At 72.8% G+C, this 26,717-nt stretch carries 20 protein-coding genes; 9 read left to right on the top strand and 11 right to left on the bottom strand.

The window, feature by feature from the left end; genetic code table 11:
- Position 1: 1 nt before the first annotated feature.
- The 10 genes from AMK11_RS26525 to AMK11_RS26480 form a co-directional block, all read right to left on the bottom strand.
- Positions 2 to 1,999, bottom strand: coding sequence for a DUF5107 domain-containing protein (locus tag AMK11_RS26525; protein ID WP_073730578.1), 1,998 nt, complete (start codon positions 1,997 to 1,999; stop codon positions 2 to 4).
- A 66-nt stretch (positions 2,000 to 2,065) separates the two neighbouring features.
- The gene (locus tag AMK11_RS26520; RefSeq protein ID WP_073730577.1) at positions 2,066 to 2,644 is read right to left on the bottom strand and encodes a GNAT family N-acetyltransferase; all 579 of its coding nucleotides are present in this window, start codon (positions 2,642 to 2,644) and stop codon (positions 2,066 to 2,068) included.
- Between the two features lie 36 nt (positions 2,645 to 2,680).
- Positions 2,681 to 3,604 carry a S66 peptidase family protein gene (locus tag AMK11_RS26515; RefSeq protein WP_073730576.1) on the bottom strand — a complete coding sequence of 308 codons (924 nt, stop codon included), beginning with the start codon at positions 3,602 to 3,604 and terminating at the stop codon, positions 2,681 to 2,683.
- On the bottom strand, positions 3,601 to 5,568 hold the full coding sequence (locus tag AMK11_RS26510) for a prolyl oligopeptidase family serine peptidase (protein ID WP_073730575.1): 1,968 nt from the start codon (positions 5,566 to 5,568) through the stop codon (positions 3,601 to 3,603). The genes AMK11_RS26515 and AMK11_RS26510 overlap by 4 nt, the downstream gene beginning before the upstream one ends.
- Before the next feature lie 42 nt (positions 5,569 to 5,610).
- Complete coding sequence (locus AMK11_RS26505; protein ID WP_073730574.1) at positions 5,611 to 6,936, bottom strand: M20/M25/M40 family metallo-hydrolase; 1,326 nt, start codon at positions 6,934 to 6,936, stop codon at positions 5,611 to 5,613.
- Entirely contained in the window at positions 6,929 to 7,762 is an 834-nt protein-coding gene (locus tag AMK11_RS26500) for a M55 family metallopeptidase (protein WP_073730573.1), read from the bottom strand. The genes AMK11_RS26505 and AMK11_RS26500 overlap by 8 nt, the downstream gene beginning before the upstream one ends.
- A gap of 97 nt (positions 7,763 to 7,859) precedes the next feature.
- The gene (locus AMK11_RS26495; RefSeq protein WP_073730704.1) at positions 7,860 to 8,585 is read right to left on the bottom strand and encodes a class I SAM-dependent methyltransferase; all 726 of its coding nucleotides are present in this window, start codon (positions 8,583 to 8,585) and stop codon (positions 7,860 to 7,862) included.
- A 165-nt stretch (positions 8,586 to 8,750) separates the two neighbouring features.
- Positions 8,751 to 11,249, bottom strand: coding sequence for an ATP-binding SpoIIE family protein phosphatase (locus AMK11_RS26490; RefSeq protein WP_073730572.1), 2,499 nt, complete (start codon positions 11,247 to 11,249; stop codon positions 8,751 to 8,753).
- Positions 11,250 to 11,387: 138 nt separating this feature from the next.
- Positions 11,388 to 13,796, bottom strand: a complete 2,409-nt coding sequence (locus tag AMK11_RS26485; RefSeq protein WP_073730571.1) for an MFS transporter — start codon at positions 13,794 to 13,796, stop codon at positions 11,388 to 11,390.
- 159 nt (positions 13,797 to 13,955) lie between these two features.
- A complete protein-coding gene (locus tag AMK11_RS26480) occupies positions 13,956 to 14,399 on the bottom strand; it encodes an SRPBCC family protein (RefSeq protein ID WP_073730570.1) in 444 nt (147 codons plus the stop codon).
- A 184-nt stretch (positions 14,400 to 14,583) separates the two neighbouring features.
- Between AMK11_RS26480 and AMK11_RS26475 the strand changes: the two genes are divergently transcribed.
- The 4 genes from AMK11_RS26475 to AMK11_RS26460 all read left to right on the top strand — a co-directional run bounded on the left by AMK11_RS26475 (position 14,584) and on the right by AMK11_RS26460 (position 18,249).
- Positions 14,584 to 15,618, top strand: a complete 1,035-nt coding sequence (locus AMK11_RS26475) for an Rv2578c family radical SAM protein (RefSeq protein WP_073730569.1) — start codon at positions 14,584 to 14,586, stop codon at positions 15,616 to 15,618.
- A gap of 79 nt (positions 15,619 to 15,697) precedes the next feature.
- Positions 15,698 to 17,281, top strand: a complete 1,584-nt coding sequence (locus AMK11_RS26470; RefSeq protein ID WP_073730568.1) for an alpha/beta hydrolase — start codon at positions 15,698 to 15,700, stop codon at positions 17,279 to 17,281.
- A gap of 39 nt (positions 17,282 to 17,320) precedes the next feature.
- A complete protein-coding gene (locus AMK11_RS26465) occupies positions 17,321 to 17,719 on the top strand; it encodes a RidA family protein (RefSeq protein ID WP_073730567.1) in 399 nt (132 codons plus the stop codon).
- 26 nt (positions 17,720 to 17,745) lie between these two features.
- Positions 17,746 to 18,249, top strand: coding sequence for a GNAT family N-acetyltransferase (locus AMK11_RS26460; RefSeq protein WP_107429750.1), 504 nt, complete (start codon positions 17,746 to 17,748; stop codon positions 18,247 to 18,249).
- A 4-nt stretch (positions 18,250 to 18,253) separates the two neighbouring features.
- Here AMK11_RS26460 and AMK11_RS26455 read toward each other — a convergent pair whose 3' ends face one another.
- Positions 18,254 to 18,847 (bottom strand): adenylosuccinate lyase, encoded by a 594-nt coding sequence (locus AMK11_RS26455; RefSeq protein ID WP_073730565.1) that lies wholly within the window; start codon positions 18,845 to 18,847, stop codon positions 18,254 to 18,256.
- A 388-nt stretch (positions 18,848 to 19,235) separates the two neighbouring features.
- Here AMK11_RS26455 and AMK11_RS26450 point away from each other — a divergent pair, with 388 nt between their 5' ends.
- The 5 genes from AMK11_RS26450 to AMK11_RS26430 all read left to right on the top strand — a co-directional run bounded on the left by AMK11_RS26450 (position 19,236) and on the right by AMK11_RS26430 (position 26,717).
- Positions 19,236 to 21,041 carry a 3-hydroxyacyl-CoA dehydrogenase family protein gene (locus AMK11_RS26450; protein WP_073730564.1) on the top strand — a complete coding sequence of 602 codons (1,806 nt, stop codon included), beginning with the start codon at positions 19,236 to 19,238 and terminating at the stop codon, positions 21,039 to 21,041.
- Between the two features lie 184 nt (positions 21,042 to 21,225).
- Positions 21,226 to 22,041: a TetR family transcriptional regulator gene (locus AMK11_RS26445; RefSeq protein ID WP_079187711.1), complete on the top strand. Its 816-nt coding sequence runs from the start codon at positions 21,226 to 21,228 to the stop codon at positions 22,039 to 22,041.
- Positions 22,042 to 22,374: 333 nt separating this feature from the next.
- Positions 22,375 to 23,712: a crotonyl-CoA carboxylase/reductase gene (ccrA, locus tag AMK11_RS26440; RefSeq protein ID WP_198941473.1), complete on the top strand. Its 1,338-nt coding sequence runs from the start codon at positions 22,375 to 22,377 to the stop codon at positions 23,710 to 23,712.
- 18 nt (positions 23,713 to 23,730) lie between these two features.
- Positions 23,731 to 25,758 (top strand): protein meaA, encoded by a 2,028-nt coding sequence (locus tag AMK11_RS26435; protein WP_073730561.1) that lies wholly within the window; start codon positions 23,731 to 23,733, stop codon positions 25,756 to 25,758.
- Complete coding sequence (locus tag AMK11_RS26430) at positions 25,755 to 26,717, top strand: HpcH/HpaI aldolase/citrate lyase family protein (protein WP_073730560.1); 963 nt, start codon at positions 25,755 to 25,757, stop codon at positions 26,715 to 26,717. Before AMK11_RS26435 ends, AMK11_RS26430 begins: the two co-directional genes overlap by 4 nt.

The following is a 26,717-nucleotide window of genomic DNA, read 5'->3' as shown; positions in this document are numbered from 1 at the left end:
CTCACTCCCCGTCCGGCCGCATCCTGAAGTCGTGCCGGGCGGGGAGCGGTTCGTCGGTGAGCCGGGACCACAGCCGGCCGACGACCTCGTCGCCCTCCCGCAGGTCGGCGACCTCGAAGCCCTCATCGAAGACGGCCCGTGCCTCGGCGTTCCGGCCCTCGGCGGCCAGCAGCGCCGCCTCGGTGAGCCGGAACCGGCCGCGGGCGCGGACGGCGGGCTCCAGCCACTCCCACACGGACCGGGCGTCCGCCGTGCGCCCGACCGCGAGCAGCGCTCCGATCGCCTCGCCGCCGAGCGCGGCCGTGACCGCCGTCCAGGGGTCCGCCTTCCCGGGGTCCGCCGCGTCCGGCTCGGGCCGGGAGGCGGGCGACCCGTCCCGTACCCGTGCGCACAGGTCGTCGAAGGCCTCCGCGTACCGGTCGGCGGCCCGCTCGTGGTGGCCGTCCTCCCGGTCGGCGACGGCGAGGCAGCGCAGCAGCGGCCAGCGGGCGGTGGCCTCCTTCAGGCCGCGCTCCCAGCTGCGCACCGCCTGCGCCCGGTCGTCGCCGTGCCACTGCGCGACTCCGAGGTGGTACTCGGCGGTCGGTGTGGCCGCCGTGGTCTCCAGCATGTCCCGCCAGGGCCGGGCGACCAGTGTGCCCCCGGGCGGTGCGTGGTGGTCGGGCTCCGGCAGCGCCCCGGCGTGCAGGAGGTGCAGCCAGGGCCGCTGCTCCTCGCCGAGGGTGGCCTCCTCGAAGGGCGTGCCGGCCAGTTTCCAGCCCGCACGGAGCACTTCGAGTGCGCCCCACCCCGATCCGGTGGCCAGGCGCTCGCCGGGCTCGGCGTCGGCGTACGGCCGCCAGGCCTCGTAGGCCGCGTCCACGCCGGTGCGCGGCAGGACCGCCTCCAGCCGGTCCTCGGCCCGGTGCAGCACGGTGTGCCACTCCCCCCGCGGGTCCGCGTCGAGCGGCCCGTACGCCTCCAGCCAGGACACCTCGCTCTCCGCCTCCAGCTTGACGTGTTCCAGCTGGGTGCGGGCGAGTCCGGCCTGGATCTCGCAGTAGCCGCCGGTGCCGGGCTCGGTGAGCCACTCCTGCCAGCGCCGCCCGCCCGGCCCCGTGCCCCACACGAACAGCTTCCGGCCGCGCAGCACGTCGGTCGACGTCTGCACCAGCCCGTGCCCGTGCTCGTCGAGCGCGGCGATCCAGCGGCGCCGCCCGTCCGGCACCTCGTAGAACCAGTCGGCGGGGTAGCGGCTGTTGCGCGGGTAGGTGCGGTCGGCGCCGTCGTGGCACGGGACGGGCACGCGGCGCAGCCGCCTCTCGTAGCCGAAGAGCCAGGCCTCGTCGGCGGGGGCGAGGACGCGGCGGTCCTCGGGCACGGCGATGTTGGACCACCAGTACGTGGGGAGCGGGCGCTCGTGCGGGTTGCGGACGCGGACGCCGACGTGGAGGAAGTCCGAGCCCTCGGGAAGCCACAGGTCGACCTGGAAGGGCAGGTCGCGCAGCCGCTCCCACTCCCACAGGCGCAGCATCGGTCCGCCGTCGGGGGCGGGCACGCGCGCGGCGTGCACGGGCGAGCAGGAGAGGGTGGTGTGCCCGGTGGCGCCGATGTTCCACTCGATGCCGCCGGAGAACCAGGCGCCGTTGAGGGCGAAGTTGGCGGGCTGGAGGACCGGGTTCACGTAGAGCAGTTCGCGGTCGGTCGGTTTGTGGAAGAGGGAGGTGACGCGGCCGCCCAGGGCGGGCAGGACGGTGGCCCGCAGCCGGTCGTTCTCGAGGACGAGGGCGTCGAACTCGCGGGGCTCGCGCACCCGCCCGTAACCGTCCCGGACCGGCGCGGGCAGCAGGCTGCGCAGTGGTGCGTAACCGACCTGGCGGGCCATGTCGCGGGGCAGGCCGGCCCGGTCTCGTTCGTCGATGCGGTGGGCTTCGTCCAGGGGGCGCAGCGGCGGCAGGGGGTTGTCCGGGCCGAGCGGGGCGGCGGGCAGCGTCAGTACCTCACGGCGGATCGTCGTCACGCTTCCCCATGGAAGCCGGTCCCGGGCCCGCTGAACAGGGCGCCCACGGACATTCGGCGGGGGTGGTCAACCGGAAGTCAGGCTCTCGGCGGTGATGGCCCAGCGCTGGTGGTCCCGCCAGGCGCCGTCGATGTGGAGCATGCGGGGCGAGAAGCCCTCCAGGTGGAAGCCGCAGGCGCGGGCCAGCGCGATGGAGGCGGCGTTGCCCGGCTGCACGTTGATCTCCAGCCGGTGCAGCCGCATCGGCCCGAAGGCGTACCGGACGACGAGGTCCAGCCCCTCGCGCATCAGCCCCCGCCCGGCCGCGTGGGCGAACGCGCCGTAGCCGAGCGCGCCGCTGAGGAAGCCGCCGTGCACGATGTTGTTGATGTTGACGAACCCGGCGATGGCGCCGCCGTCCGCCGTTCCCGAACCCTTGTCCGCGTCCTTCTCGCAGATCAGGAACCCGGCCTTGGTGGGGTCCTCGATCAGCCGGGCCGCGTAGGCCTCGTACGCCTGGACGCTGTCCGGCGGGAAGAGCCACGGATGGTGCAGGTCCTTGCTCTCCCGGGCTCGGGCGGTGAACTCGGCACCATCCTCGTAGGTGAAGTGCCGTATGCCCACGCGCGGGCCCTCGGCGAGGTGGCGGGATGCGTTGTGCGGCATTCCGCCAGCCTACGACGGGTGGGTGCGGGGCGCGGCTCAGCGCAGGGCCGGTTCGTCCAGCGTCAGGGTGCCCGCGTCCGCGTCGAGTTCCGCCGCGACGCCGAACGGGACGGTCAGCGCGCCCTCGCGGTGTCCGAAGCCGAAGTCCTCGACGACCGGCACGCCGAGGCCGCCGAGCCGGTCGGCCAGCATCGGCCGCAGCTTCTCGCGGGGCTCGCACTCGTGCCAGGAGCCGAGCAGCACCCCGGCGACCCCGTCGAGCAGGCCGGCCCGCAGCAGCTGGGTGAGGTAGCGGTCGAGCCGGTACGTCTCCTCCCCCACGTCCTCCAGGCACAGCAGCCCGCCATGCGCGGAGGTGCGGGCGTGCGGGGTGCCGATCTCGGCGGCGAGCAGGGCGAGGCAGCCGCCGAGGGTGACGCCCCGCGCCCGGCCGGGGACCATGGGCGTGCCGTCGGAGGCGATGACGCGGACCGTGTCCGGGACGAACAGGGTGTCCTTCAGGTGCTTCTGTGCCCGCGCGTTCTTGAGGAAGTCGATCCCGGCGGCCATCGGCCCGTGCAGGGTGACCAGACCGAGGCGGGTGGCGAAGGCCTCGTGCAGCGCGGTGATGTCGCTGAAGCCGACGAACACCTTCGGCCCGGCCGCCCGCATCGCCTCCCAGTCGAGCAGGTCGGCCATGCGCTGGGCGCCGTACCCGCCGCGGGCGCACAGCACGGCGTCGACGGACGGGTCGCACCAGGCGGCCTGGAGGTCGGCGGCGCGGTCAGCGTCGGTGCCCGCGAGGTAGTCGAAGGACGGGTGCCGGTCCAGGACGTGCGGGGCCACGACCGGGTCCAGGTCCCAGCCGCGCAGCATGTCCAGTCCCGCCTGCAGCCGCTCCTCCGGTACGGGCCCGCTGGGCGCGACGACCGCGATCCGGGCGCCGGGGGCGAGCCGGGCCGGCCGGTTCAGGGGCTTCACCTGGTCAGCTCCAGGGTGGGGATGTCCGGCCGGTTCAGGCCGAAGACCTGGGCGTAGAGGGAGAGTTCCGCCTCCAGGGCGCGCACCATGGTCCGAGCCCGCCGGAATCCGTGTCCCTCGCCCTCGAAGGCGAGGTACGCGTGCGGCACCCCCCGGCCCGCCATGCGGTCGAGGAACCGCTCGCACTGCACGGGGGGACAGATCACGTCGTCCAGCCCCTGGAGCAACAGGAAAGGCGCGGTGACCTGGTCCGCGTGTGCGACCGGCGACCGCTCCGCGTACCGGCCGGGCACCTCGGCGTGCGGCCCGATCAGGCTCTCCAGGTACTGCGACTCGAAGTCGTGGGTCCCTCCCGTGGCCCAGCCGGTCAGGTCGAGGACCGGGTAGATGACGGTGCCGCAGGCGTAGACGTCGGTGGTGGCGAGGGAGGCGGCGGAGGTCCAGCCGCCGGCGCTGCCGCCGCGCACGGCGAGCCGCTCGCGGTCGGCGGCGCCCTCGTCGGCGAGGGCGAGGGCGACGGCGGCACAGTCCTCGACGTCGACGACGCCCCACTGCTCCCGCAGCCGGTTGCGGTACTCCCGGCCGTACCCGGTGGAGCCGCCGTAGTTGACCTCGGCGACGCCGATGCCGCGGGAGGTGAAGTAGGCGATCCCCAGGTCGAGGACGAGGGGCGAGCGGCCGGTGGGGCCGCCGTGGGCCCAGATCACGTACGGCGGCAGTTCACCGTCCGGTGCGCGGAAGCCGGGGTTGTGCGGCGGATGGACGTGGGCGTGGATCTCGCGGCCGTCGGGGCCGGTGAAGGTGCGGCTGTGCGGCTCGGGGTAGTACGCCGGGTCGACGGCGTCCTCGTGCGGGGCGCCGATCACCCGGGTCCGGCCGGTGCGGGCGTCCAGCTCGACCACCTCGTAGGCGCTGCGCGGGCTCGCGCCGACGGCGACGACGCGCTCGCCCTGGACGGCGAGGCTCGTGGTGAACTCGGTCCAGGGACCGGCCGCGTCGACGACCTCGCCGGTCTCGGGGTCGAGTATGCCGAGGGCGGTGGCGCCGCGGCCGTGCACGACGGCGATCAGGCCGCTGTCCAGCGGCGCGAACCAGCGCTGCCCGAGCTTCCACAGCGGTCCGCCGAACTCCTCCTCGCGGGCGCACAGCGGCTGTCCGTCGCGGTAGAGGTTCCACCAGCCGGTGCGGTCGGAGGCGTACAGCAGGGCGCCGTCGGGCGCCCAGTCGACCTGGGCGACCGACTCCTCGGGCCCGCCCGCGACGGTCCGGGCGTCCCGGAAGGTGCCGTCGGCGCCGACGTCCGCGACGATCAGCTCGGTGCCGTCCCAGGGCATACGGGGGTGGTCCCAGGCGAGCCAGGCCGCGCGCCGCCCGTCGGGCGAGGGACGGGGCCCGGTGACGAACCGGTGGCGTTCACCGGTGAGTTCGCGCACCGCGGTCCGGTCCCCGGCGGCCGAGCCGTCCAGCGGCACCGCGACGGAGACCCGGCGCACGTCGGTGGGCCCGTCACCGGTGAACTCCTCCAGGACGCACCACACCTCGCCGCGCTCGGGTCGCAGCTCCGGCTCGGCCCAGCGCAGCCCGCCGCCCACCGGGGAGACGGGCGTCAGCGGACGCGGCTCGCCGACGCCCGGCTCGTAGGAGTACAGGCGCTGGTCGGCGAAGTGCACGAAGACGGCCAGCGGCCCCGCGTCGGTCAGCTGCGCCGCCCAGGGCCGGCCGCCGTACTCGAGGACGCGGCTGCGCACGTTCCACGGCGCGGGCAGCACCGGCTCCTCCGTGCCATCGGGGTGCCGCCGCACGAGCGTGCGCCGGCCGCCCTCGGCGGGCCGGGGCGCGGTCCACCACACCTCGTCGCCGACGAAGGCCACGTCGTCGGGCCGCCCGTCGTGCGCGGCGGCGAGGGCCGCGTCGACCGGCGACGGCCACGACCCGTACGGCAGGGTCTGCACTGACTCCCCCACTCTTTCCTCCAGCTCCTTCTCGGTGCGGTCCCCGGCCGTCGCCTAGGCCGTGCGCAGGAAGCGGTCGAGGACACGCACGCCGAAGTGCAGCGCCTCGACGGGGACGCGTTCGTCCACTCCGTGGAAGAGGGCCTGGTAGTCGAAGCCCTCGGGCAGCTTCAACGGCGCGAACCCGTAGCCGGTGATCCCCAGCCGGGAGAACTGCTTGGCGTCCGTGCCGCCGGACATGCAGTACGGCACCACGTGCCCCTCCGGGGCGAACTCCTCGACGGCGGCGCGCATCCTGGCGTACGTCGGCGAGTCCACCGGCGCCTGGAGGGCGACCTCGCGGTGGGCGAACTCCCAGGTGACGTCCGGGCCGGTGAGCCGGTCGAGGGTGGCGCGGAACTCGTCCTCGCAGCCGTGCAGGAACCGCCCGTCCACGTAGGCGACGGCCTCCCCGGGGATGACGTTGACCTTGTAGCCGGCGTCCAGCATGGTCGGGTTGCTGCTGTTGCGGACGGTGGCCTCGACCAGCTTGGCGGCGGGGCCCAGCTTGTCGAGCAGCGCGTCCACGTCGTTCAGGTCGGTGTCGATGCCGTAGACGGCGGCGAGTTCGCCCAGCGCGGCGCGCACGGTCGGGGTCAGGCGCAGCGGCCACTCGTGGTCGCCGATGCGGGTGACCGCCGCGGCGAGGCGGGTGACCGCGTTCTCCGCGTTCACCTTGGACCCGTGGCCGGCCCGCCCGCGCGCGGTGAGCTTGACCCAGCCCGTGCCGCGCTCACCGGCGGCGATGGGGTAGAACTGCCGTCCGGCGCCGTCGTGGAAGGTGAACGCCCCGGACTCGCTGACGCCCTCGGTGCAGCCCTCGAACAGGGCGGCGTGCCGGTCGGCGAGGAAGCCGGAGCCGTCCTCGGCGCTGGCCTCCTCGTCCGCGGTGAACGCGATCACGATGTCCCGCCGGGGCCGTACTCCCTGCCGGGCCCAGTCGCGGACGGCGGCCAGGATCATCGCGTCCATGTTCTTCATGTCGACGGCGCCGCGACCCCAGACGACCCCGTCGCGGATCTCCCCGGAGAACGGGTCGACGCTCCAGTCGGCGGCCTCGGCGGGCACCACGTCCAGGTGCCCGTGCACGAGGAGCGCGCCGGCCGACGGGTCGGTGCCCTCGACGCGGGCGACGACGTTGGTCCGGCCCTCGGTCCGCTCCAGCAGCGTCGGCTCGATCCCTGCCTCGGCGAGCCGCGCGGCGGCGTACTCGGCGGCCGGGCGCTCCCGGCAGTCGCCGCCGCCCCGGTTCGTCGTGTCGATCCGGATGAGGTCGGACGTGAACCGCACGACCTCGTCCAGCGCCTGTGCGCCCGTCTGCCCGGACTGCTGCTCAGCCATACTGCTCCTCCACGGCGGCCGAGGCGATCGTGGTGACCGCCTTGAAGGTACGGATCGCCTCGAACATGGTCTCGTGGGTGTACGCCACCTTGCGCTCGCCGATGCGGGCCACACCCGGCACGACGGTCGAGGCCGCCGCCAGGTGCTCGGCGTCGAACTCCACGGCGACGGTGAAGGGCCCGCCGCTGACCGGTTCGTGCCGCACCGCGAGCGCGGCCGCCTCCTTGGCCGCCGCCCGGATGTCGGCGGCGGTCCTGGCCGGCGTACGGCACACGGCCGCGTACCGCGACACATGGTCCTTGACCGCGACCTTCAGTGCCCCGGGCGCGTACCCGAGTGCGTCCTCGCAGGCCACGTCGTCCCCGGTGACCAGCACGACCGGCACCCCGTACTCGGCGACGACGTGCGCGTTGAGCAGACCCTCACTGGCCCGTACGTCGTTCAGCCAGACACCGGTGATCTGGTTGGCGAGGAAGGTGTGCGCGAGGACGCCCTCCATACCGGCGCCCGCGTGGTACCCGATGAACGCGATGCCGTCCACGTCCCCGTGCTGGACGCCCTCCACCATGGACAGCGCCTTGTGCCGGCCGGTGAGCATCTGCGTCCGCTCGTCGAGCTGCTCCAGGAGCAGATTGCGCATCGTCCAGTGCGCCTCGTTGACCAGCACCTCGTCGGCCCCGCCGTCGAGGAAGCCCTGGACGGCCGCGTTCACGTCCGAGGTGAACATCGAGCGGCACCGCTCCCACTGCGGAGTCCCCGGCAGCACGTCGGCCGGCCAGGTGACACCGGTGGCGCCTTCCATGTCGGCGCTGATGAGGATCTTCATGCTGCGCCACGTTACGCGGTCGCGCCGCCCGCCAGCCAGGCCTGTGGATAACTCTCACCGGCCCAGACCAATGGCTGGTCGGGGCGCTCGGCCGCCCTCATCGCCCCCTTCCCGCCACCACCCACGCCGACGGCAGTTCGATCCGCGTGCCGTCCGCCGTGTACTCGGTGCTGACCAGCGGGAGTTCACCGCTCGCCAGGACGGTGAGGCCGGCGGCGCGGAGGTGCTCCGGTACCGCGTCGTCGGGGGCGGCGCCGGGAGTCAGTCCGTGGCGGAGGACGGGCGCGAGTTTGGCCGGTGGACCGCCGGGCCCCTGGGCCAGCCCCATGAGGACGGTCTTGGCGGCCTGGCAGGGCTCCACCAGGAAGGCCCGGCCGCGCTCGCCGACGAGAGCGGAGAGGGCGTCGGCCAGTGGCTGCCGGTCGTCCGGCTCGCACTGGTGCAGGACGCCCCGCACATAGACGTTGGCGTCGCCCAGCTCGGCGTGCAGGGTCTCGGCCTCCGCCTTGTCAGCGGCGTCCAGTTGCCGGTAGGCCGCCTGGCCGGCGGGGTCGGCGCGGCGGGCGTGGTCGAGGGCGGCGGCGGACAGATCGGCGCCGACGACGTGCCCGAACCGCTCGGCGAGGTAGCGGGTCTGGGTGCCGTTGCCGCAGCCGAGGTCGATCATGGGCAGGCCGGGGTCGACGAGGTGCGGCTCGAAGTGGGCCAGGTGACGGCCGGCGGTCAGCATCGGCTCCGCGTCCCAGAACACCGCCCCCTGTCCTTCGGGCGCCTCGCTCCAGAAGCTCTCCCAGGCGTTCCGGTACCGACTCGTCACGCTCATGCGCGTCTCCCCAGGTGCGACGACGTACGGCCCGTCGGCGGTGACGGGCTCGTACGGTGTACCGCGCCCGGCGCACGGCCACAAGCGCCCGGCGCATTCCTTCACCGGACGTGCGAACGCCGCGCGCCCCCGTCGACGCGCGACGGCCCGGCGGTCCGGGACGGTTCAGCGACGCGGCAGCGTCAGTTCGAACCAGACGGTCTTGCCGGTCTTCGTCCGGCTCGCGCCCCATTCGCGGGCGAGGGTGCTGACCACGCGCAGGCCTCGGCCGGCCTCGTCGGTGGGGCCGGCGCTGCGCAGGGCGGGCAGGTCGTGGTCGTCGTCGTCCACCTCGCACAGCAGCGTGTCGGCGCGCACCAGGCGCAGTTCCACGGGCCGGGCGTGGGCGTGCCGCACGGCGTTGGTGACGAGTTCGCCGGCCATCAGCCCGGCGGCGTCGGCCAGTTCGGCCAGGCCCCAGTCGTGGAGCTGCTCGCGGACGGCCGCGCGGGCCCGGCTCACCTCGGCGGGGTCGCGGGCGAGGCGCCACTCGGCGACGGCGTCGGTGTCGATGCCGCCGAGCCTGGCCATCAGCAGGGCCACGTCGTCCTTGCGGCCGCCGCGGGTGCCCAGCGCGCGGATGATGGTGTCGCAGGCGTCGTCCATGGAGGCGGCCGGGTGGGCGGCGGACTCGCACAGGGCCGCCAGGCCGGTGCCGATGTCCTCGCCGCGCACCTCGACCAGGCCGTCGGTGCACATCACCAGCCGGTCGCCGGGCGCCACCGGCACCCGCACCGCCTCGAAGGGCACCCCGCCCACGCCGATGGGCGCCCCCGTGGGCAGCTCGATCAGCTCGCTGCCGCCGTCGGCCGCGCGGACCAGGACGGGCGGGATGTGGCCCGCGTTGGCGAGGTGCAGTTCACCGGCGACGGGGTCGTGGACGACGTACAGGCAGGTCGCCAGGTAGGTGTCGCCGAGCCGCTGGGCGAGGTCGTCGAGGTTGCGCAGGAGCTGGGCGGGAGGCAGGTCGAGCCCGGCCATGGTCTGCACGGCGGTCCGCAGCTGTCCCATCATGGCGGCGGAGTTCAGTCCGTGTCCCATGACGTCGCCGACGACGAGGGCGGTGCGGGCGCCGGGCAGTTTCACCGCGTCGAACCAGTCGCCGCCGACGCGGCCGAGCAGCGTGCCCGGCAGGTAGCGGGTGGCGATGTCACAGCCGGCCATGCGCGCGGGGATGTGCGGCAGCATGCTGTCCTGGAGCGTCTCCGCGACGTTCTCCTGGTACGTGTACATGCGCGCGTTGTCCAGCACGAGCCCCGCGCGGGCGGCGAGTTCGGCGCCGGTGACGCGGTCCATGTCGTTGAAGACGGGCCGCTCCGGGTGGCGCAGCAGGATCATGAAGCCGAGGACGACGTTGCGCGCCTTCAGCGGCACCAGGAGCATGGAGCGGCCGGTGATGAGCGGTCTGATGTCCCGCTTCTCGAACTGCGAGGCGATGGCGTGGCCCATCTCCTCGGTGATGCGCGGCACCAGGACGGGTTCACCGCTGGTCATGCACTGGAAGAAGGGGGTGTGCGCCGGAAAGGGCATGGCCTCGCCGACCGGTACGACGTCGTCCCAGCGGCCGGGTTCGTCGGTGTGTTCCAGGGCGACCCGGTGCCACATCGTGGTGGTGTCCGGCACGCCGTCGTCGAAGCCCTCACCGGCGACGATCTGTTCGCGCAGGTAGGTGCCGGCGACGTCGGTGAAGCGGGGGACGACGGCCCGGCTCACCTCCACGATGGTCCGCGAGAGGTCCAGGGAGGTGCCGATCCGCCCGCTGACCTCGTTGAGGAACTCCAGGCGTTCGCGGACGGCGGCGTACTCGAGGTCCTCGGCCTCCTCGCGCACGTCCTCCGGGACCGGTTCACCGGCCGCGAGGGCCCGTGCCGCCCGCTCCCGGCGCGCCCTGCGCCCGGCTCGCCGGGGCACGCCCCAGTCGGGGGTGACGGGCACCCGGTCGTGCCGGCTGAACTCCAGGACGGGGTAGCCGAGTTCCAGGACCTGGGCGACGATGCGGGCGCTCTCGCCGACGCTCATGCTGGGCATGATCTCGGGGAGGCGGCGGGCGAGTTCGTCGGCTCCGGGGAAGTCGGTGTGCAGGGCGAAGCCGGGGGCGATCCGCTCGACGGCCGCCGCGGCGGCGGTCCCGTACGGGTCCTCGCCGGGCTCGCCGGTGACGTGGTCCCGGCGCAGCGCGTCCGCGTCGGCCGCCAGTACGAGCAGGCGCTCGGGGCCGGGGCCGACCAGGGGGTAGGCCCACCAGAGCACGTCGACCCGGTCGTCGTCCGGCACGGTCAGGCGGGCGCGGCCCGCCGCCGGGTAGGACAGCCGTCCGTCGAGGGAGGACTCCAGTCCCGGTCCGAGACCGTCGTACGCCGCCCAGGAGTCGTAGGCGTCACCGGCGTCCTCGGTCCCGGGCAGCACGCCGGAGACGGGGAGCAGGTCGGGGGCGGGCCGTCCGATCGCCTGTTCCTTGCGCAGGGCGAACAGCCGCCGTGCGCCCCGGCTCCAGTGGGAGACCAGCCCGTCGCGGTCCACCACGACCACGGCCAGCGGGACACGGCCCGCCACGGGGTCGGCCCGTACGGCGCCGGGTCCGGCGCCGCGGCCGGGGGGTGTGTCCCGCTCGGTGCCATGGCTCATGGCGTCAGGCCCTCTCTCCCCACGGCTCCACGAGATCTGTGCCGCCGTCACCACCGTACGGCGGTGGCGGGTGACCATGTGCGGCAACGGGGGAATCGGTGGCGCGCGAACACACCGGCGCGCGCCCGCGCGCCGGTGTCAGTCCTCGTGTCCGAGCTGGAGGTCGCGTTCCGTACGGCCGCCGCCGGCCACCTGGAGGACGGTGGCCACGGGCGGGTAGCCGGCGGCGATGACGGTGTACTCGCCGGACGAGAGGTCGACGAACCGGAAGGTGCCGTCCTGGCCGGTGGTCAGGGTGTCCACGACGTTGCCCGCCGCGTCCAGCAGCGTCACGCGCGCGTCCTCGACGACGCGTCCGCCACCGGCGCGCACGGTGCCGCGCAGTACGGCCCCGCCGGCCAGTTCGACGTCCTGGCGGGTCTCCCGGGCCGCCTGGACGCTGACCGGCAGTGCGGCGGGGCGGAAGGCGGGGGCGCTGGCGGCGAGGGTGTACTCGCCGGCCACCAGCTCGGTGATGACGTAGCCGCCCTCCCGGCCGCTGCGGGTGGTGGAGACGACCTCGCCGTGGACGTTGGTCAGCGTGACGATCGCGTCGCGCACGGGGCTGCCGTCGGCGGTGAGCACGCTGCCGGCGAGGCGGCCGGCGCCGCCGAGCACGACGTCCAGCTCCACCGGGCGTTCGCCGACGGTCACGGAGACCGCCTGCGGCTGGTGGCCGCCGGCCGCCGCGATCAGGACGTACGACCCCGAGCCGGGCGTGGCCAGCGCGTACCGTCCGTCGTCGCCGCTGGCGCCCCGGCCGATCTGCCGGCCGCCGACGTCGATGAGGGTGAGCGCCGCGCGGGGCACGACGGTGCCGTCGGGGTGCTGCACGGTGCCGCAGACCGGGACGCCCGCGGCGTACGGCGACCTGGCCTGCGGGACGGGCGCGACGGACGGGACGGGCTGCGCGGTTTCCGGGTCGGTGACGGGGGCGTTGTGGGACACCAGGGGTTTCTCCTTGAGGAAGAAGGCGATGAGCAGGCCGAGGGCGAGGACCGGCACCAGGTAGAGGAAGATCCGCGGCATGGCGTCGGCGTAGGCCCCGATGTAGGCGTCGCGCAGCGCCGGGGGCAGGGAGTGGACGAGCTGGGGGGTGATGGCCTCCGCGTCGGGCAGCCCGGCGCCCGCCTCGGCGGGGACGCGGTCGGCCAGGGCGTCGGTGAGGCGGTCGGCGAAGAGGGTGCCGAAGACGGCGGCGCCGACACTGCCGCCGATCTGCCGGAAGTAGTTGTTGGCGCTGGTGGCGGTGCCGAGGTCGGAGGGGCGCACGGAGTTCTGCACGGCGAGGACCAGGACGGGCATCACCATGCCGATGCCGGCGCCGAGGACGGCCATCCAGATGCTGTAGTGCAGTCGGGGCGTGTCGGCGTCGAGCCGGGACAGCAGCCACATGCCGACCACGGACAGGGCGCTGCCGATGATCGGGTGGGACCGGTAGTGCCCGGTGCGGCTGATGAGCTGTCCGGAGATGATCGAGGTGCCGACGATGCCGCCCATCATCGGCAGCATCAGCAGGCCGGACTCGGTGGCGGTGGCGCCGTCGACCATCTGGAGGAAGGTCGGCAGGTAGCTGGCGGCGCCGAAGAGGGCGATGCCGATGACGAGGCCCACCAGGCCGGTGACGTTGAAGACGGAGTCACGGAACAGCCGCAGCGGGATCAGGGGTTCGGGCGCGAAGTGTTCGGCGATCAGGAAGAGGACGGTGGCGGCGACCGCTCCCGCGGCGAGGCCGAGGATGACGCCGGAACCCCACGCGTACTCGGTGCCGCCCCAGCTGGTCAGCAGCACCAGGCAGGTGGAGGCGGCGGCGAGCAGCAGGGCGCCGAGGATGTCGAGGCGGGGTTTGGCCGTCGGTTTGGGCAGCTTCAGGACCACGGCCACGACGGCCATGGTGACCAGGCCGAAGGGGACGTTGATGTAGAAGCACCAGCGCCAGGAGAGGTGGTCGGTGAAGTAGCCGCCCAGCAGGGGGCCGGCGACCGAGGCGAGTCCGAAGGCGGCGCCGATCAGGCCCATGAACCGGCCGCGCTCGCGGGGCGGCACGATGTCCGCGATGATCGCCTGTACGCCGATCATCAGGCCGCCCGCGCCGACGCCCTGCACTGCGCGGAAGGCGATCAACTGATCCATGGTCTGGGCGCGGCCGGCGAGTGCCGAGCCGACGATGAACACCAGGATGGCGAACTGGAAGACGCCCTTGCGGCCGAAGAGGTCGCCGAGCTTGCCGTAGATCGGCAGGCCGACGGTGGAGGTGAGCAGGTACGCGGTGATCGCCCAGGACATCTTGTCCAGGCCGTGCAGCTCACCGACGATCTTCGGCAGCGCGGTGGCGACGATCATCTGCTCGAGCGCGGCGAGCAGCAGCGCCAGCATCAGTCCGACGAAGACCAGCCGCACCCGGCGCGGGCTCAGCCCGGCTCCCGGCTCGGGCCCGGGTGCGGGGGGCTCGGGAGGCGTGGGTGGTGCGGTGACCGGTTCGTCCTGCACCAGAGTGATCCCGCCCATGTTCCGCTCCCCTCGTCACACCTGCTCACAATTGCCGCCTGATGCGGCAACTGCGAACAAGTGCGACGAGTTACGGAAGTACGGTGGTTTCGGGCGGAGATCACTCGAACCGGTGAGACGGCCAACGACCGCCCCGCGCCTGCCTCTTGGCTGCTTCCGCTACTTCTCGACCTCGGCCGCGAGCTTGGCGAGCATGGCGTCGTAGATGCGGGCCAGACCCTTGGGGGCGAAGGTCTTCTCGAAGAAGCCGCCGACGCCGCCGGCACCCTGCCAGGCGGTGTGCACGACCACCCGGGACTTGCCCTCGCCCGCCGGCGTGACCCGCCAGGTGGTGACCATGGAGGAGTTGCGGTCCTTCTCCACCAGCTCGCCGTCGGACGGCTCGGTGACCTCCAGCAGGCAGTCGCGGACGCGCTTGCTGGTCGCCTGGAGCTTCCAGTGCACGAGGGTGCCCTCGCCGTCGCCGCCCTCGCGGACCTCGTACTCGCTGAAGTGCTCGGGCAGCAGCTTCGCGCGGGTGCCGCTGTAGTCGGCGAGGGTGTCGAACACCGTCTCCGCGTCCGCCGCGACGATCCGCTCCGTCTCCGCCTCGACCTGCGCCATCGGGTCCCTCCAGGGCCTGGTTCTCGGGGTCGGGGCAAGCCAACCACCCCGCCGCCCGGCCACCAAATCGGGGGGCGTGAAGCGGCCCCGTGCGACTGGCCCAGAGACCGCCGGGCGACTGGTCCGCACGATCAAGGGAACAAGTGTTCTATTGTGGCGTTTGCAGCACTACCGAGGAGGCGCCATGCGCTGGGAGAACCTCACGGACTCCGACCACGCCCGGGCCGCCGACCCCGCGCTCTTCGGCGCGGACGCGGTCACCACCCGCACGTTCGACACGCCCGAGTTCCGCGGCATCACCTTCCACGAGGTGCGGGCCCGTTCGATCCTCAACCGGGTGCCGGGCGCCTCGCGCATGCCGTTCGAGTGGACGGTCAATCCGTACCGAGGCTGTTCGCACGCGTGCGTTTACTGTTTCGCCCGCAAGACGCACAGCTACCTGGACCTCGACACCGGCCTCGGCTTCGACTCCCAGATCGTCGTCAAGGTGAACGCGCCGGAGCTGCTGCGCCGCCAGCTGGCCTCGCGGCGCTGGCAGGGCGAGCACGTCGCGATGGGCACCAACGTCGACTGCTACCAGCGCGCGGAGGGCCGCTACCGGCTGATGCCGGGCATCATCGAGGCGCTCACCGAGCGTGCGAACCCCTTCTCGATCCTGACCAAGGGCACGCTGATCCTGCGCGACCTGGACCTGCTGACGCGGGCGGCACGTGTGACGGACGTGGGGATCTCGGTCTCGGTCGGCTTCACCGATCCCGAGCTGTGGCGCACCGTCGAGCCGGGCACGCCCGCGCCGGAGCGCCGCCTGGAGGTCGTACGGGCCCTCGGCGAGCGCGGAATCGGCTGCGGCGTGCTGATGGCGCCGGTCATCCCCTTCCTGAGCGACGAACCGGCCCAACTGCGCGCGACCGTGCGGGCGATCGCCGCCGCCGGCGCCACCTCGGTGACGCCCCTGGTACTGCACCTGCGGCCCGGCGCCCGGGAGTGGTTCATGGCCTGGCTCGGGCGGCACCATCCGCACCTGGTGCGCCGCTACGAACGGCTGTACGCGGAGGGCGCGTACGCCCCGAAGTGGTACCAGCGCCGGATCACCCGCCAGGTGCACGGTCTGGCGCGGGAGTACGGCATCGGTCCCACGCACGCGGGGACACCGCGGCGGATCGCGGAGCCGCGGGCGGAATCCGCTCCGAGTGAACCGGTGCAACTTTCGCTCATCTGAGGCGCACTCACCGGCCCAATTGGGTCAAGTATGAACAGAACGCGTTCATCCGGCGGCGCTCCCCGGGACGATGAACGCCATGAGACAACGCGCAGCCGCGCTGTGCGGCGCCGCCGTGATCGCCGCCGCCACGGTCGCGGCCGTTCCCGCCGAGGCGAGCGCACCGCGCTCCGGGGCCGCTCCGGTCGCCCCGGCCCTCGACTGGAGCGAGTGCGGCACGGCCGACTACCCGACGCTCCAGTGCGCGTCCCTCACGGTGCCGCTGGACCACGCCCGTCCGGAGGGGAAGCGGATCACACTGGCGCTGTCCCGCGTCCCGCACACCGCCGACGAGTACCAGGGCCCCTTGCTGGTCAACCCCGGCGGGCCCGGCGGCAGCGGACTGACGCTCGCCGGGTTCGTGGCGTCCTCGCTGCCCGGGGAGGTCGCCGCCCAGTACGACGTCATCGGCTTCGACCCGCGCGGCGTGGGCAGGAGCGAGCCCGCGCTGAACTGCCGGCCCGGCCACTTCGACCCGGTGCGCCCCGACTCGCTGCCGGCCGCTCCGGGCGTCGAGAAGGCCAATCTCGCGCGCGCCAAGTCCTTCGCCCAGGCGTGCGGCGAGAAGTACGGAGACATGCTGCCGTACATCGACACGGTGAGCGCCGCGCGGGACGTGGACGCCGTCCGCGCGGCGCTCGGCGCCGAGAAGGTGAACTACTTCGGCTACTCGTACGGCACCTACCTGGGCGCCGTCTACGCCAAGCTGTACCCGGAGCGGGTACGGCGCCTGGTCCTGGACTCCGTCGTCGACCCGACCGACGTCTGGCACGACGCCAACCTCAACCAGGACCTCGTCTTCAACGACCGCCACCGCGCCTTCCTCGCCTGGATCGCCAGGCACGACGCGGCGTACGGGCTGGGCACCGGCCCGGAGCGGGTGGAGGACGCCTGGTACGCCATGCGGACGGCGCTGTCCAAGGAGCCCGCGGGCGGGAAGGTGGGCGCCTCCGAGCTGGAGGACACCTTCATCCCGGGCGGTTACTACAACGGCTACTGGCCCTATCTGGCGGAGGCGTTCGCCGCGTACGCGAACGACGCGGACACCGGGCCGCTGGTCGAGGCGTACGAGAACTTCGGTGCCGTGGACGCGTCCGGGGAGAACGGCTACAGCGTCTACGCGTCGGTGCTGTGCCGCGACGCGCCCTGGCCGCGCGACTGGGACGAGTGGCGCGACGAGAACTGGGACGTGTACGAGAAGGCTCCCTTCATGGCGTGGAACAACGCCTGGTACAACGCACCGTGCGCTTTCTGGCCGACGGAGTCGCGAGAGCCGGTGGACGTCGCCAACGACGCGCTGCCGCCGGCCCTGTTGTTCCAGGCGACGGACGACGCGGCAACCCCGTACGAGGGCGGCGTCACCGTGCACCGTCTGCTGCGCGGTTCGCGCCTGGTGGTCGAGGAGGGCGGTGGGAACCACGGCATCACGCTGAGCGGGAACGCCTGCCTGGACCGGCACCTGGCCGCCTACCTGACCGACGGCACCGTGCCGGACGGTGCGGGCACCGGCGAGGCGGACGCGGTCTGCGCGGCGCTGCCCGCCCCGAAGCCACTGGAGTCCAAGGCGGCGTCGACGTCGTCGCGCGGGTCGACGCTGCACGGGCTGCTCGGCTTCCGGAATTAATGCCGGGGCGTTGTCAGTGCCATGGTCCACCATGGGGGCATGAGTGAGCTGACCAGGATCTCCGCCCCCGAAGGCGTCGCGCCCGCCGCCCAGTACACCCATGTCGTCCTCGGCACCGGACGGTTCGTGGCCGTCTCAGGTCAGCTCGCCCTGGACGAGGACGGCGAGCCGGTCGGTGCCGGCGACGCCGCGGCCCAGGCCCGCCAGGTCTTCGAGAACCTGCGCCGGTGCCTGGCGGCGGCCGGAGCGACCTTCGACGACGTGGTGAAGCTGACCTTCTTCGTCACGGACATGGCGCACATGTCCGCGATCCGCGCGGCGCGCGCCGAGCACATACCCGACGACCGCCTGCCCGCCGCCTCCGCGGTACAGGTCGCGGCGCTGGTCCGGCCGGAGTTCCTGATGGAGATCGAGGCGTTCGCGGTCGTGTCCTCGTGAGCGGGAACGGGCTCCTGGTACGGGAGATGACGCTCGCGGACTGCGACCGCGTGTCCGACATCCGCGTCCGGGGCTGGCGCACCGCCTACCGCGGCCTCATGCCGCAGTCGTACCTCGACGGGCTCGACGCCGCCGAGGACGCCGGGCGGCGCCGCGCGCTCTTCGCCCGGACCCCGGGCGACATGGTGAACCTGGTCGCCGAGGAGGAGGGCGGCGAGGTCGTCGGCTGGGCCTGCCACGGTCCGTACCGGGACGGGGAACTGCGTACCGAGGACGCGGAGTTGTACGCGCTGTACGTGGACGCCGCACGCTTCGGCACCGGCGTCGGGCGGGCCCTGCTGCGGGAGTCGGTGCGCCGGTGCGCGGAGGCCGGACACGGGCGCATGCTCCTGTGGGTGGTCGAGGGCAACGCCCGCGCCCGGCGCTTCTACGAGCGGGCGGGTTTCCGCGCGGACGGCGCCGAGGAGCCCTTCGAGGTCGCCGGGGCGGTGGTGCCCGAGGTGCGGTACGCCAGGGCCCTGCCCGGCTGACGGCTCACCGCTGCCCCGGGATCCGCGCCAGCGCCCGCACCGCCGCCTGGGCCAGTGCGGGGTGGGCCAGGGCGTCGTTCAGGACGGGTGCGGCCCGGTCGTCGCCGAGCGCGCCGAGCCCTTCGACGCAGGCGAGGGCCACGCGCCGGTACGGGTCGTGCGGGCGCAGCCGCCGTTGCAGCGTGGTGATCAGGGCGGGCACCGACTCGGGGGCCCGCAGCTCGACCAGCAGCCGTACCGGGTGCAGGGCGTAGGCGACCCGGAGTTCGTTGGTGGCGAGGGCGGCGGCGGCGCGGGCGGTGCGGGGGTCGCCGAGACGGGCGAGGGCGTGGGCGGCCGAGGCGCAGCGCGGCGGGTCGCGGTGGTTGAGGAGCAGCACGAGGGACTCGAAGGCCCGCCGGTCCCCCGCCATGCCCAGCCGGAACGCCGCCAGTTCCCGCGCCCACAGCGGCTGCCCCGGCTCGGTGAGCACCGCCGCCAGCTCGTCCCGGTCCCCGGTCGCCACCAGACGTGCGTACGCCGCCGGGGCGCCCGGCACACCCGATGCCGCCGACTCGGCCCGTAAACGCTCAGTGAGCGCTCGCAACTCTTCGTCCATGACACCGAGGTTAGGGGCGTCACAGCACCCTTGGGACGTACATCACGAACACCGGGGGCTGGCGCGCTCGTTACCCGCGAGTTAATCTCAGACGAGCGAGTCACCCACTCGCACAACTCCTCACGACGGTCTGGTGACGCGGCCGGCGTGAGGTGGCAGAGCAGTCGGTTCGGTACCTGATCCTCGGGTACCGCAGTGCGACTCGGCCTCGGGACAGGGCCGGTCGGCAACCGCCGCCGGGCGGGCGTGTGCACGCCCCCCGCGTCGGCACCGGGCGTGTGCGCGAGTCGGCCCGGCAACACCCGCACTTCCTCCCACACGCACCCGGTGCGCCCCTCGGCGCACCCGGGCGTGTTCCCGTCGTCACCCTCATTCCTGGAGTCCCGCGATGGCCACTCCCCTGTCCGACACCCCTCTGTCCCCGCTGCGGACCATAGCCGTCGTCGGCCTCGGCACGATGGGCACCGGCATCGCCGAAGTGCTCGCCAGGGCCGGCCGCGACGTCGTCGGTATCGACGTCGGTGAGGCGCAGGCCGCTACGGCCCTCGCCGCGCTGGAAGCCTCCACCGCCCGTGCCGTCGAGCGCGGACGCCTCACGGCACAGGAACGCGCCGACGCCCTGGCCCGCGTCCGCACCTCGACCGACCTGGCGGCGGCGGCCGACGCCGACCTGGTGATCGAGGTGGCCCCGGAGTCGTACGAGATCAAGCAGCAGATCTTCCGGGAGCTGGACGGGATCGTGCGCCCCGAGACGATCCTGGCGACCGGCACCAACGCGCTGTCCGTGACCCGGCTGGCCGCCGACTCGGCCCGCCCGGAGCGGGTTCTGGGCCTGCACTTCTTCAACCCGGCGCCGGCGATGAAGCTGGTGGAGGTCGTCTCCTCGGTGCTGACCGCGCCGGGCGCCGTCACCGCGGTCACCCATCTCGCCCTGGACCTCGGCAAGGAGCCCGTCGCGGTCGGTGACCGGCCCGGGTTCGTCGCCGACGGGCTGCTGTTCGGGTACCTGAACCAGGCGGCGGCGATGTACGAGGCGAACTACGCCTCGCGCGAGGACATCGACGCGGCGATGCGGCTCGGCTGCGGGCTGCCGATGGGCCCGCTGGCCCTGCTGGACCTGATCGGCGTGGACACCGCCCGTACCGTCCTGGAGGCCATGTACGCCGCCTCCCACGACCGTCTGCACGCGCCGGCGCCGATCCTGCGGCAGCTCAGCGAGGCGGGCCTGACGGGACGCAAGGCCGGGCGCGGCTTCTACACGTACGAGGCGCCCGGCAGCGCGGTCGTGGTGCCGGACGCCCTGACCCCGGGCACGGGGGGCACGGAGGTCCCCGGGCGTCCCGTCCGCGCCGTGGGCGTCGCCGGTTCGGGCACCATGGCGTCCGGCATCGCCGAGGTGTTCGCCAAGGCCGGCTACGCGGTGGTCCTCGCCGCCCGCAGCGTGGAGAAGGCGCAGACGGCCAAGGCCCGCATCGGGAAGTCCCTGGCCCGCAGCGTGGACAAGGGCCGGCTGACCGCCGAGGCCGCCGCGCGGACGCTGGAGCTGATCACGCCGACGGGCACCTACGACGACTTCGCCGACGTGGACCTGGCGGTGGAGGCGGTCGCCGAGGACCTGGAGGTCAAGCGGCAGCTGTTCGCGACCCTGGACAAGGTCTGCAAGCCCGGCGCGGTGCTGGCCACCACCACCTCCTCGCTGCCCGTCGTCGCCTGCGCCCGCGCCACCTCGCGCCCGCAGGACGTCATCGGAATGCACTTCTTCAACCCGGCGCCGGCCATGAAGCTGGTCGAGGTGGTCCGCACGGTGCTGACGGCGGACGACGTGCACGCCACCGTCCGGGAGGTCTGCGCGAAGATCCGCAAGCACGCCGTGGACTGCGGCGACCGGGCCGGGTTCATCGTGAACGCGCTGCTGTTCCCGTACCTCAACAACGCGGTGAAGATGGTCCAGGAGCACTACGCGACGCTCGACGACATCGACGCGGCGATGAAGCTGGGCGGCGGCTACCCGATGGGCCCCTTCGAGCTGCTGGACGTGGTCGGGCTGGACGTCTCGCTCGCCATCGAGAAGGTGCTGCACCGCGAGTTCCGCGACCCGGGCCTGGCCCCGGCGCCGCTGCTCGAGCACCTGGTGGCCGCGGGCTGCCTCGGCCGCAAGACGGGCCGCGGCTTCCGCGAGTATGCCCGCCGCTGAGGGAGTGGGCGACTGGTTCCGTACCGAGGAAGACTGGGGCGGGCTGCTCGACCCGGCCGGGTTCCCCACGCCCGGCCGGGCAGGGTCTCCCCCGCCGCCCCCGGCCGGGTCTCCCCCGCCCTCCGCGGGCGGGGGAATCCCCGGTCACGCGCATGATTGCGGGCGCATGCAGTACGTTCATGGCATGTCCCAGCCCGCCAAGTCCTCACGTACACCAGCCACGCCCGACGCGCCGGAGAGCGCGGCCGGCAGCCGAGCCGCCGCCCAGCGGCTCAAAATGCGCCGGGAACTGGCGGCGGCGGCGATGGAGCTGTTCGCGACCAAGGGGTACGAGGCGACCACCGTCGACGAGATCGCGGCCCGGGCAGGGGTCGCGCGCCGTACCTTCTTCCGGCACTTCCGCTCCAAGGAAGAGGCGATCTTCCCGGACCACGACGACACCCTGGTCCGCGCGGAGGCCGTGCTCAACGCCGCGCCCGCGCACGAGCACCCGCTCGACACGGTGTGCCGCGGCATCAAGGAAGTCATGAAGATGTACGCGGCCCGGCCGGAGATCTCGGTCGCCCGCTACAAGCTGACCCGCGAGGTGCCCACCCTGCGCGAGGCCGAAATCGCCTCGGTGGCCCGCTACGAGCGTCTGTTCACCCGCTATCTCCTCGGCCACTTCGACGAGCACGCGCACGACGACGACGCCAACGACGACCCGCTGCTGGCCGAGGTCGCCGCCTCGGCCGTGGTCACCGCGCACAACCACGTGCTGCGGCGCTGGCTCAGGGCGGGCGGGCAGGGGGACGTGGAGGCGCAGCTGGACCACGCCTTCGCGATCGTGCGCCGGACGTTCGGCACCGGCATCGGCGCCGGGCGCTCCACGGCCGCCGGCGCACGGCCGGCCGCCTCCTCGGCCTCCGTGCGGGGCGAGGTGCTGGTGACGGTCGCGCGCACCGACGCACCGCTGCACGAGGTCATGCGCACCATCGAGCAGGCCCTCAAGGAGCGCTGAGCCTCCCCTTCGCCTCTGTGACGACGGCCACCCACCGGGTGGCCGTTTTTGCATGTCAACGCCCCTTTCCCTCCCCTCACCGGCCCCCATTCGATCGATCATCGCTCATCTGTAGCGTAAAGATTTCATCTGAGTGGAACTTCTGGCACTCAGTGCCTTGCGGGGTGACACGCGGTGTCATACGTTGAAGGTGTCCGGGCTGTCCCCGCACTCATCCCCTGCGCGCCCGAACGCCTGCGTCACAGGCACTTTCACACCAACTCCCAGCAGCACCGACGTGACCCTCAGCGCCCCTCCCTCAGGGCGCTCTTCGCCGGAGGCAACACCGTGACCGTGAAGGACATCCTGGACGCGATCCAGTCGCCCGAATCCACGCCGGCCGACATCGCCGCCCTGCCGATCCCCGAGTCGTACCGCGCGATCACCGTGCACAAGGACGAGACGGAGATGTTCGCGGGCCTGGAGACCCGCGACAAGGACCCGCGCAAGTCGATCCACCTCGACGAGGTGCCGGTGCCCGAGCTGGGCCCGGGCGAGGCCCTGGTGGCCGTCATGGCCTCCTCGGTCAACTACAACTCCGTGTGGACCTCGATCTTCGAGCCGCTGTCGACGTTCGGGTTCCTGGAGCGCTACGGCCGCACCAACGACCTCGCCAAGCGCCACGACCTGCCGTACCACATCATCGGCTCCGACCTCGCGGGCGTCGTCCTGCGCACCGGCCCGGGCGTCAACGCCTGGCAGCCCGGTGACGAGGTCGTCGCGCACTGTCTGTCCGTCGAGCTGGAGTCGTCCGACGGCCACAACGACACGATGCTCGACCCCGAGCAGCGCATCTGGGGCTTCGAGACCAACTTCGGCGGCCTCGCCGAGATCGCCCTCGTCAAGTCCAACCAGCTGATGCCGAAGCCGGACCACCTCAGCTGGGAGGAGGCCGCCGCCCCGGGCCTGGTCAACTCCACCGCCTACCGCCAGCTCGTCTCCCGCAACGGCGCCGGCATGAAGCAGGGCGACAACGTCCTCATCTGGGGCGCCAGCGGCGGACTCGGCTCCTACGCCACCCAGTTCGCGCTGGCCGGCGGTGCCAACCCGATCTGCGTCGTCTCCAGCGAGCAGAAGGCGGACATCTGCCGGTCGATGGGCGCCGAGGCGATCATCGACCGCAGCGCCGAGGGCTACCGGTTCTGGAAGGACGAGCAGACCCAGGACCCGAAGGAGTGGAAGCGCTTCGGCAAGCGCATCCGCGAACTCACCGGCGGCGAGGACATCGACATCGTCTTCGAGCACCCCGGCCGCGAGACCTTCGGCGCCTCCGTCTTCGTCACCCGCAAGGGCGGCACCATCACCACCTGCGCCTCCACCTCGGGCTACATGCACGAGTACGACAACCGCTACCTGTGGATGTCCCTGAAGCGCATCATCGGCTCCCACTTCGCCAACTACCGCGAGGCCTGGGAGGCCAACCGCCTCATCGCCAAGGGCAAGATCCACCCCACCCTCTCCAAGGTGTACTCCCTGGAGGACACCGGCCAGGCCGCCCACGACGTCCACCGCAACGCCCACCAGGGCAAGGTCGGCGTGCTGTGCCTGGCACCCGAGGAGGGCCTGGGCGTGCGCGACCAGGAGAAGCGCGCCCAGCACCTCGACGCCATCAACCGCTTCCGGAACATCTGAGGGCGACGGAGGCCACACATGACTGAGCGTCAGAAGGACCGGCCGTGGCTCATGCGCACCTACGCCGGTCACTCCACGGCCGAGGCGTCCAACGAGCTGTACCGGCGCAACCTCGCCAAGGGGCAGACGGGCCTGTCGGTCGCCTTCGACCTGCCGACCCAGACCGGCTACGACTCCGACCACGTCCTCGCCCGCGGCGAGGTGGGCCGGGTCGGCGTGCCGGTCGCGCACCTCGGTGACATGCGCCGGCTGTTCCAGGACATCCCCCTGGAGCAGATGAACACCTCGATGACCATCAACGCCACGGCCATGTGGCTGCTGGCGCTCTACCAGGTCGTCGCCGAGGAGCAGGGTGCGGACATCACCAAGCTCCAGGGCACGACCCAGAACGACATCGTCAAGGAGTACCTGTCCCGCGGGACGCACGTCTTCCCGCCGGGGCCCTCGCTCCGCCTGACGACCGACATGATCGCGTACACGGTCTCCCACATCCCGAAGTGGAACCCGATCAACATCTGCAGCTACCACCTGCAGGAGGCGGGCGCCACGCCGGTGCAGGAGATCGCGTACGCGATGTCCACCGCGATCGCCGTGCTCGACGCCGTGCGCGACGGCGGCCAGGTGCCGCAGGAACGCATGGGCGACGTGGTCGGCCGCATCTCCTTCTTCGTGAACGCGGGCGTCCGCTTCGTCGAGGAGATGTGCAAGATGCGGGCCTTCGGCCGGATCTGGGACCGCGTCACGCGCGAGCGGTACGGCATCGAGAACCCCAAGCGCCGCCGTTTCCGCTACGGCGTCCAGGTCAACTCCCTCGGCCTGACCGAGGCCCAGCCGGAGAACAACGTCCAGCGGATCGTGCTGGAGATGCTGGCGGTCACCCTCTCCAAGGACGCACGCGCGCGTGCCGTGCAGCTGCCGGCCTGGAACGAGGCGCTGGGCCTGCCCCGCCCCTGGGACCAGCAGTGGTCGCTGCGCATCCAGCAGGTACTGGCGTACGAGAGCGACCTGCTGGAGTACGGCGACCTCTTCGAGGGCTCGAAGGTGGTCGAGGCGAAGGTCGACGAGCTGGTGGAGGAGGCGTTCGCGGAGATCGAGCGCATCCAGGAGATGGGCGGCGCGATGGCGGCCGTCGAGTCCGGCTACCTCAAGTCGCAGCTGGTCGCCTCGCACGCCGAGCGCCGGGCCCGGATCGAGTCCGGCGACGAGAAGATCATCGGTGTCAACGCCTTCGAGGGCACCGAGCCCAACCCGCTGACCGCCGACCTGGACACCGCCATCCAGACGGTCGACCCGGCCGTGGAGGCCCGTGTCGTCGCCTCGCTCCAGCACTGGCGGGACACCCGCTACCAGCCGCCCTTCAACCACCCGCGCCCGTGCAAGGCGCTGGAGAAGCTGAAGGAGGCAGCCAAGGGCACCGACAACCTCATGGAGGCCACCCTGGAGTGCGCCCGCGCCGGCGTCACGACCGGCGAGTGGGCCGGGGCGCTGCGCGAGGTGTTCGGCGAGTTCCGCGCGCCGACCGGGGTGTCCTCGGCGCCGGTCGCGGTCGCCGCCGAGGAGGGCTCGGCCCTGTCCGAGGTGCGCCGCAAGGTGGAGCTGACGGCGAAGGACCTGGGCGTCGGCAAGCTGCGCTTCCTGGTGGGCAAGCCCGGCCTGGACGGCCACTCCAACGGCGCCGAGCAGATCGCCGTGCGGGCCCGCGACGCCGGGTTCGAGGTGGTCTACCAGGGCATCCGGCTCACCCCGGAGCAGATCGTGGACGCCGCCCTCGCCGAGGACGTGCACGCGGTGGGCCTGTCCATCCTCTCCGGCTCGCACGCCCAGCTCGTCCCGGACGTGCTGGAAAGGCTCCGTGTGGCCGGTGCCACAGACATCCCGGTGATCGCCGGTGGCATCATCCCGAACGGTGACGCCGAAGAACTGCGGGCCGCGGGAGTGGCCGCGGTCTTCACCCCGAAGGATTTCGACATCACCGGCATCATCGGCCGGATCGTCGACGAGATCCGGAACGCGAACAAGCTCGACCCCCTGGAGGTCCCCGCATGACGACAGTCGACCGCCTTCGCCCCCGCCGCTCCTGCCTGGCGGTCCCGGGAAGCAACCCGCGCTTCCTGGAGAAGGCCCAGGGCCTCCCGGCCGACCAGGTCTTCCTGGACCTGGAGGACGCCTGCGCGCCGCTCGCCAAGCCCGAGGCACGGCACACCATCGTCAAGTTCCTCAACGAGGGCGACTGGACCGGCAAGACCCGCGTCGTGCGCGTCAACGACTGGACGACCGAGTGGACGTACCGCGACGTCGTCACGGTCGTCGAGGGCGCCGGCCCGAACCTGGACTGCATCATGCTGCCGAAGGTCCAGGACGCCCAGCAGATCGTCGCCCTCGACCTCCTGCTCACCCAGATCGAGAAGACGATGGGCTTCGAGGTCGGCCGGATCGGCATCGAGGCGCAGATCGAGAACGCGCAGGGCCTGAACAACGTCAACGAGATCGCGCAGGCGAGCCCGCGCATCGAGACCATCATCTTCGGCCCGGCCGACTTCATGGCGTCCATCAACATGAAGTCCCTGGTCGTGGGCGAGCAGCCGCCCGGCTACCCGGCGGACGCCTACCACTACATCCTGATGAAGATCCTGATGGCCGCCCGCGCCAACGACCTCCAGGCGATCGACGGCCCCTACCTCCAGATCCGCAACGTGGACGGCTTCCGCGAGGTCGCCGGCCGGGCCGCCGCGCTCGGCTTCGACGGCAAGTGGGTGCTGCACCCGGGCCAGGTCGACGCCGCCAACGAGGTCTTCTCGCCCTCGCAGGAGGACTACGACCACGCCGAGCTGATCCTGGACGCCTACGAGTACTGCACGTCCGAGGCGGGCGGCAAGAAGGGCTCCGCGATGCTCGGCGACGAGATGATCGACGAGGCCAGCCGAAAGATGGCCCTGGTCATCGCGGGCAAGGGCCGTGCGGCGGGCATGCGGCGCACGTCGAAGTTCGAGATCCCGGAGGGCTGA

Source organism: Streptomyces sp. CB02414 (genome assembly GCF_001905385.1).
Classification (GTDB): Bacteria; Actinomycetota; Actinomycetes; order Streptomycetales; family Streptomycetaceae; genus Streptomyces.
The sequence above is the reverse complement of the archived record's forward strand: the minus strand, read 5'-3'. Positions and strand labels throughout refer to the sequence as shown.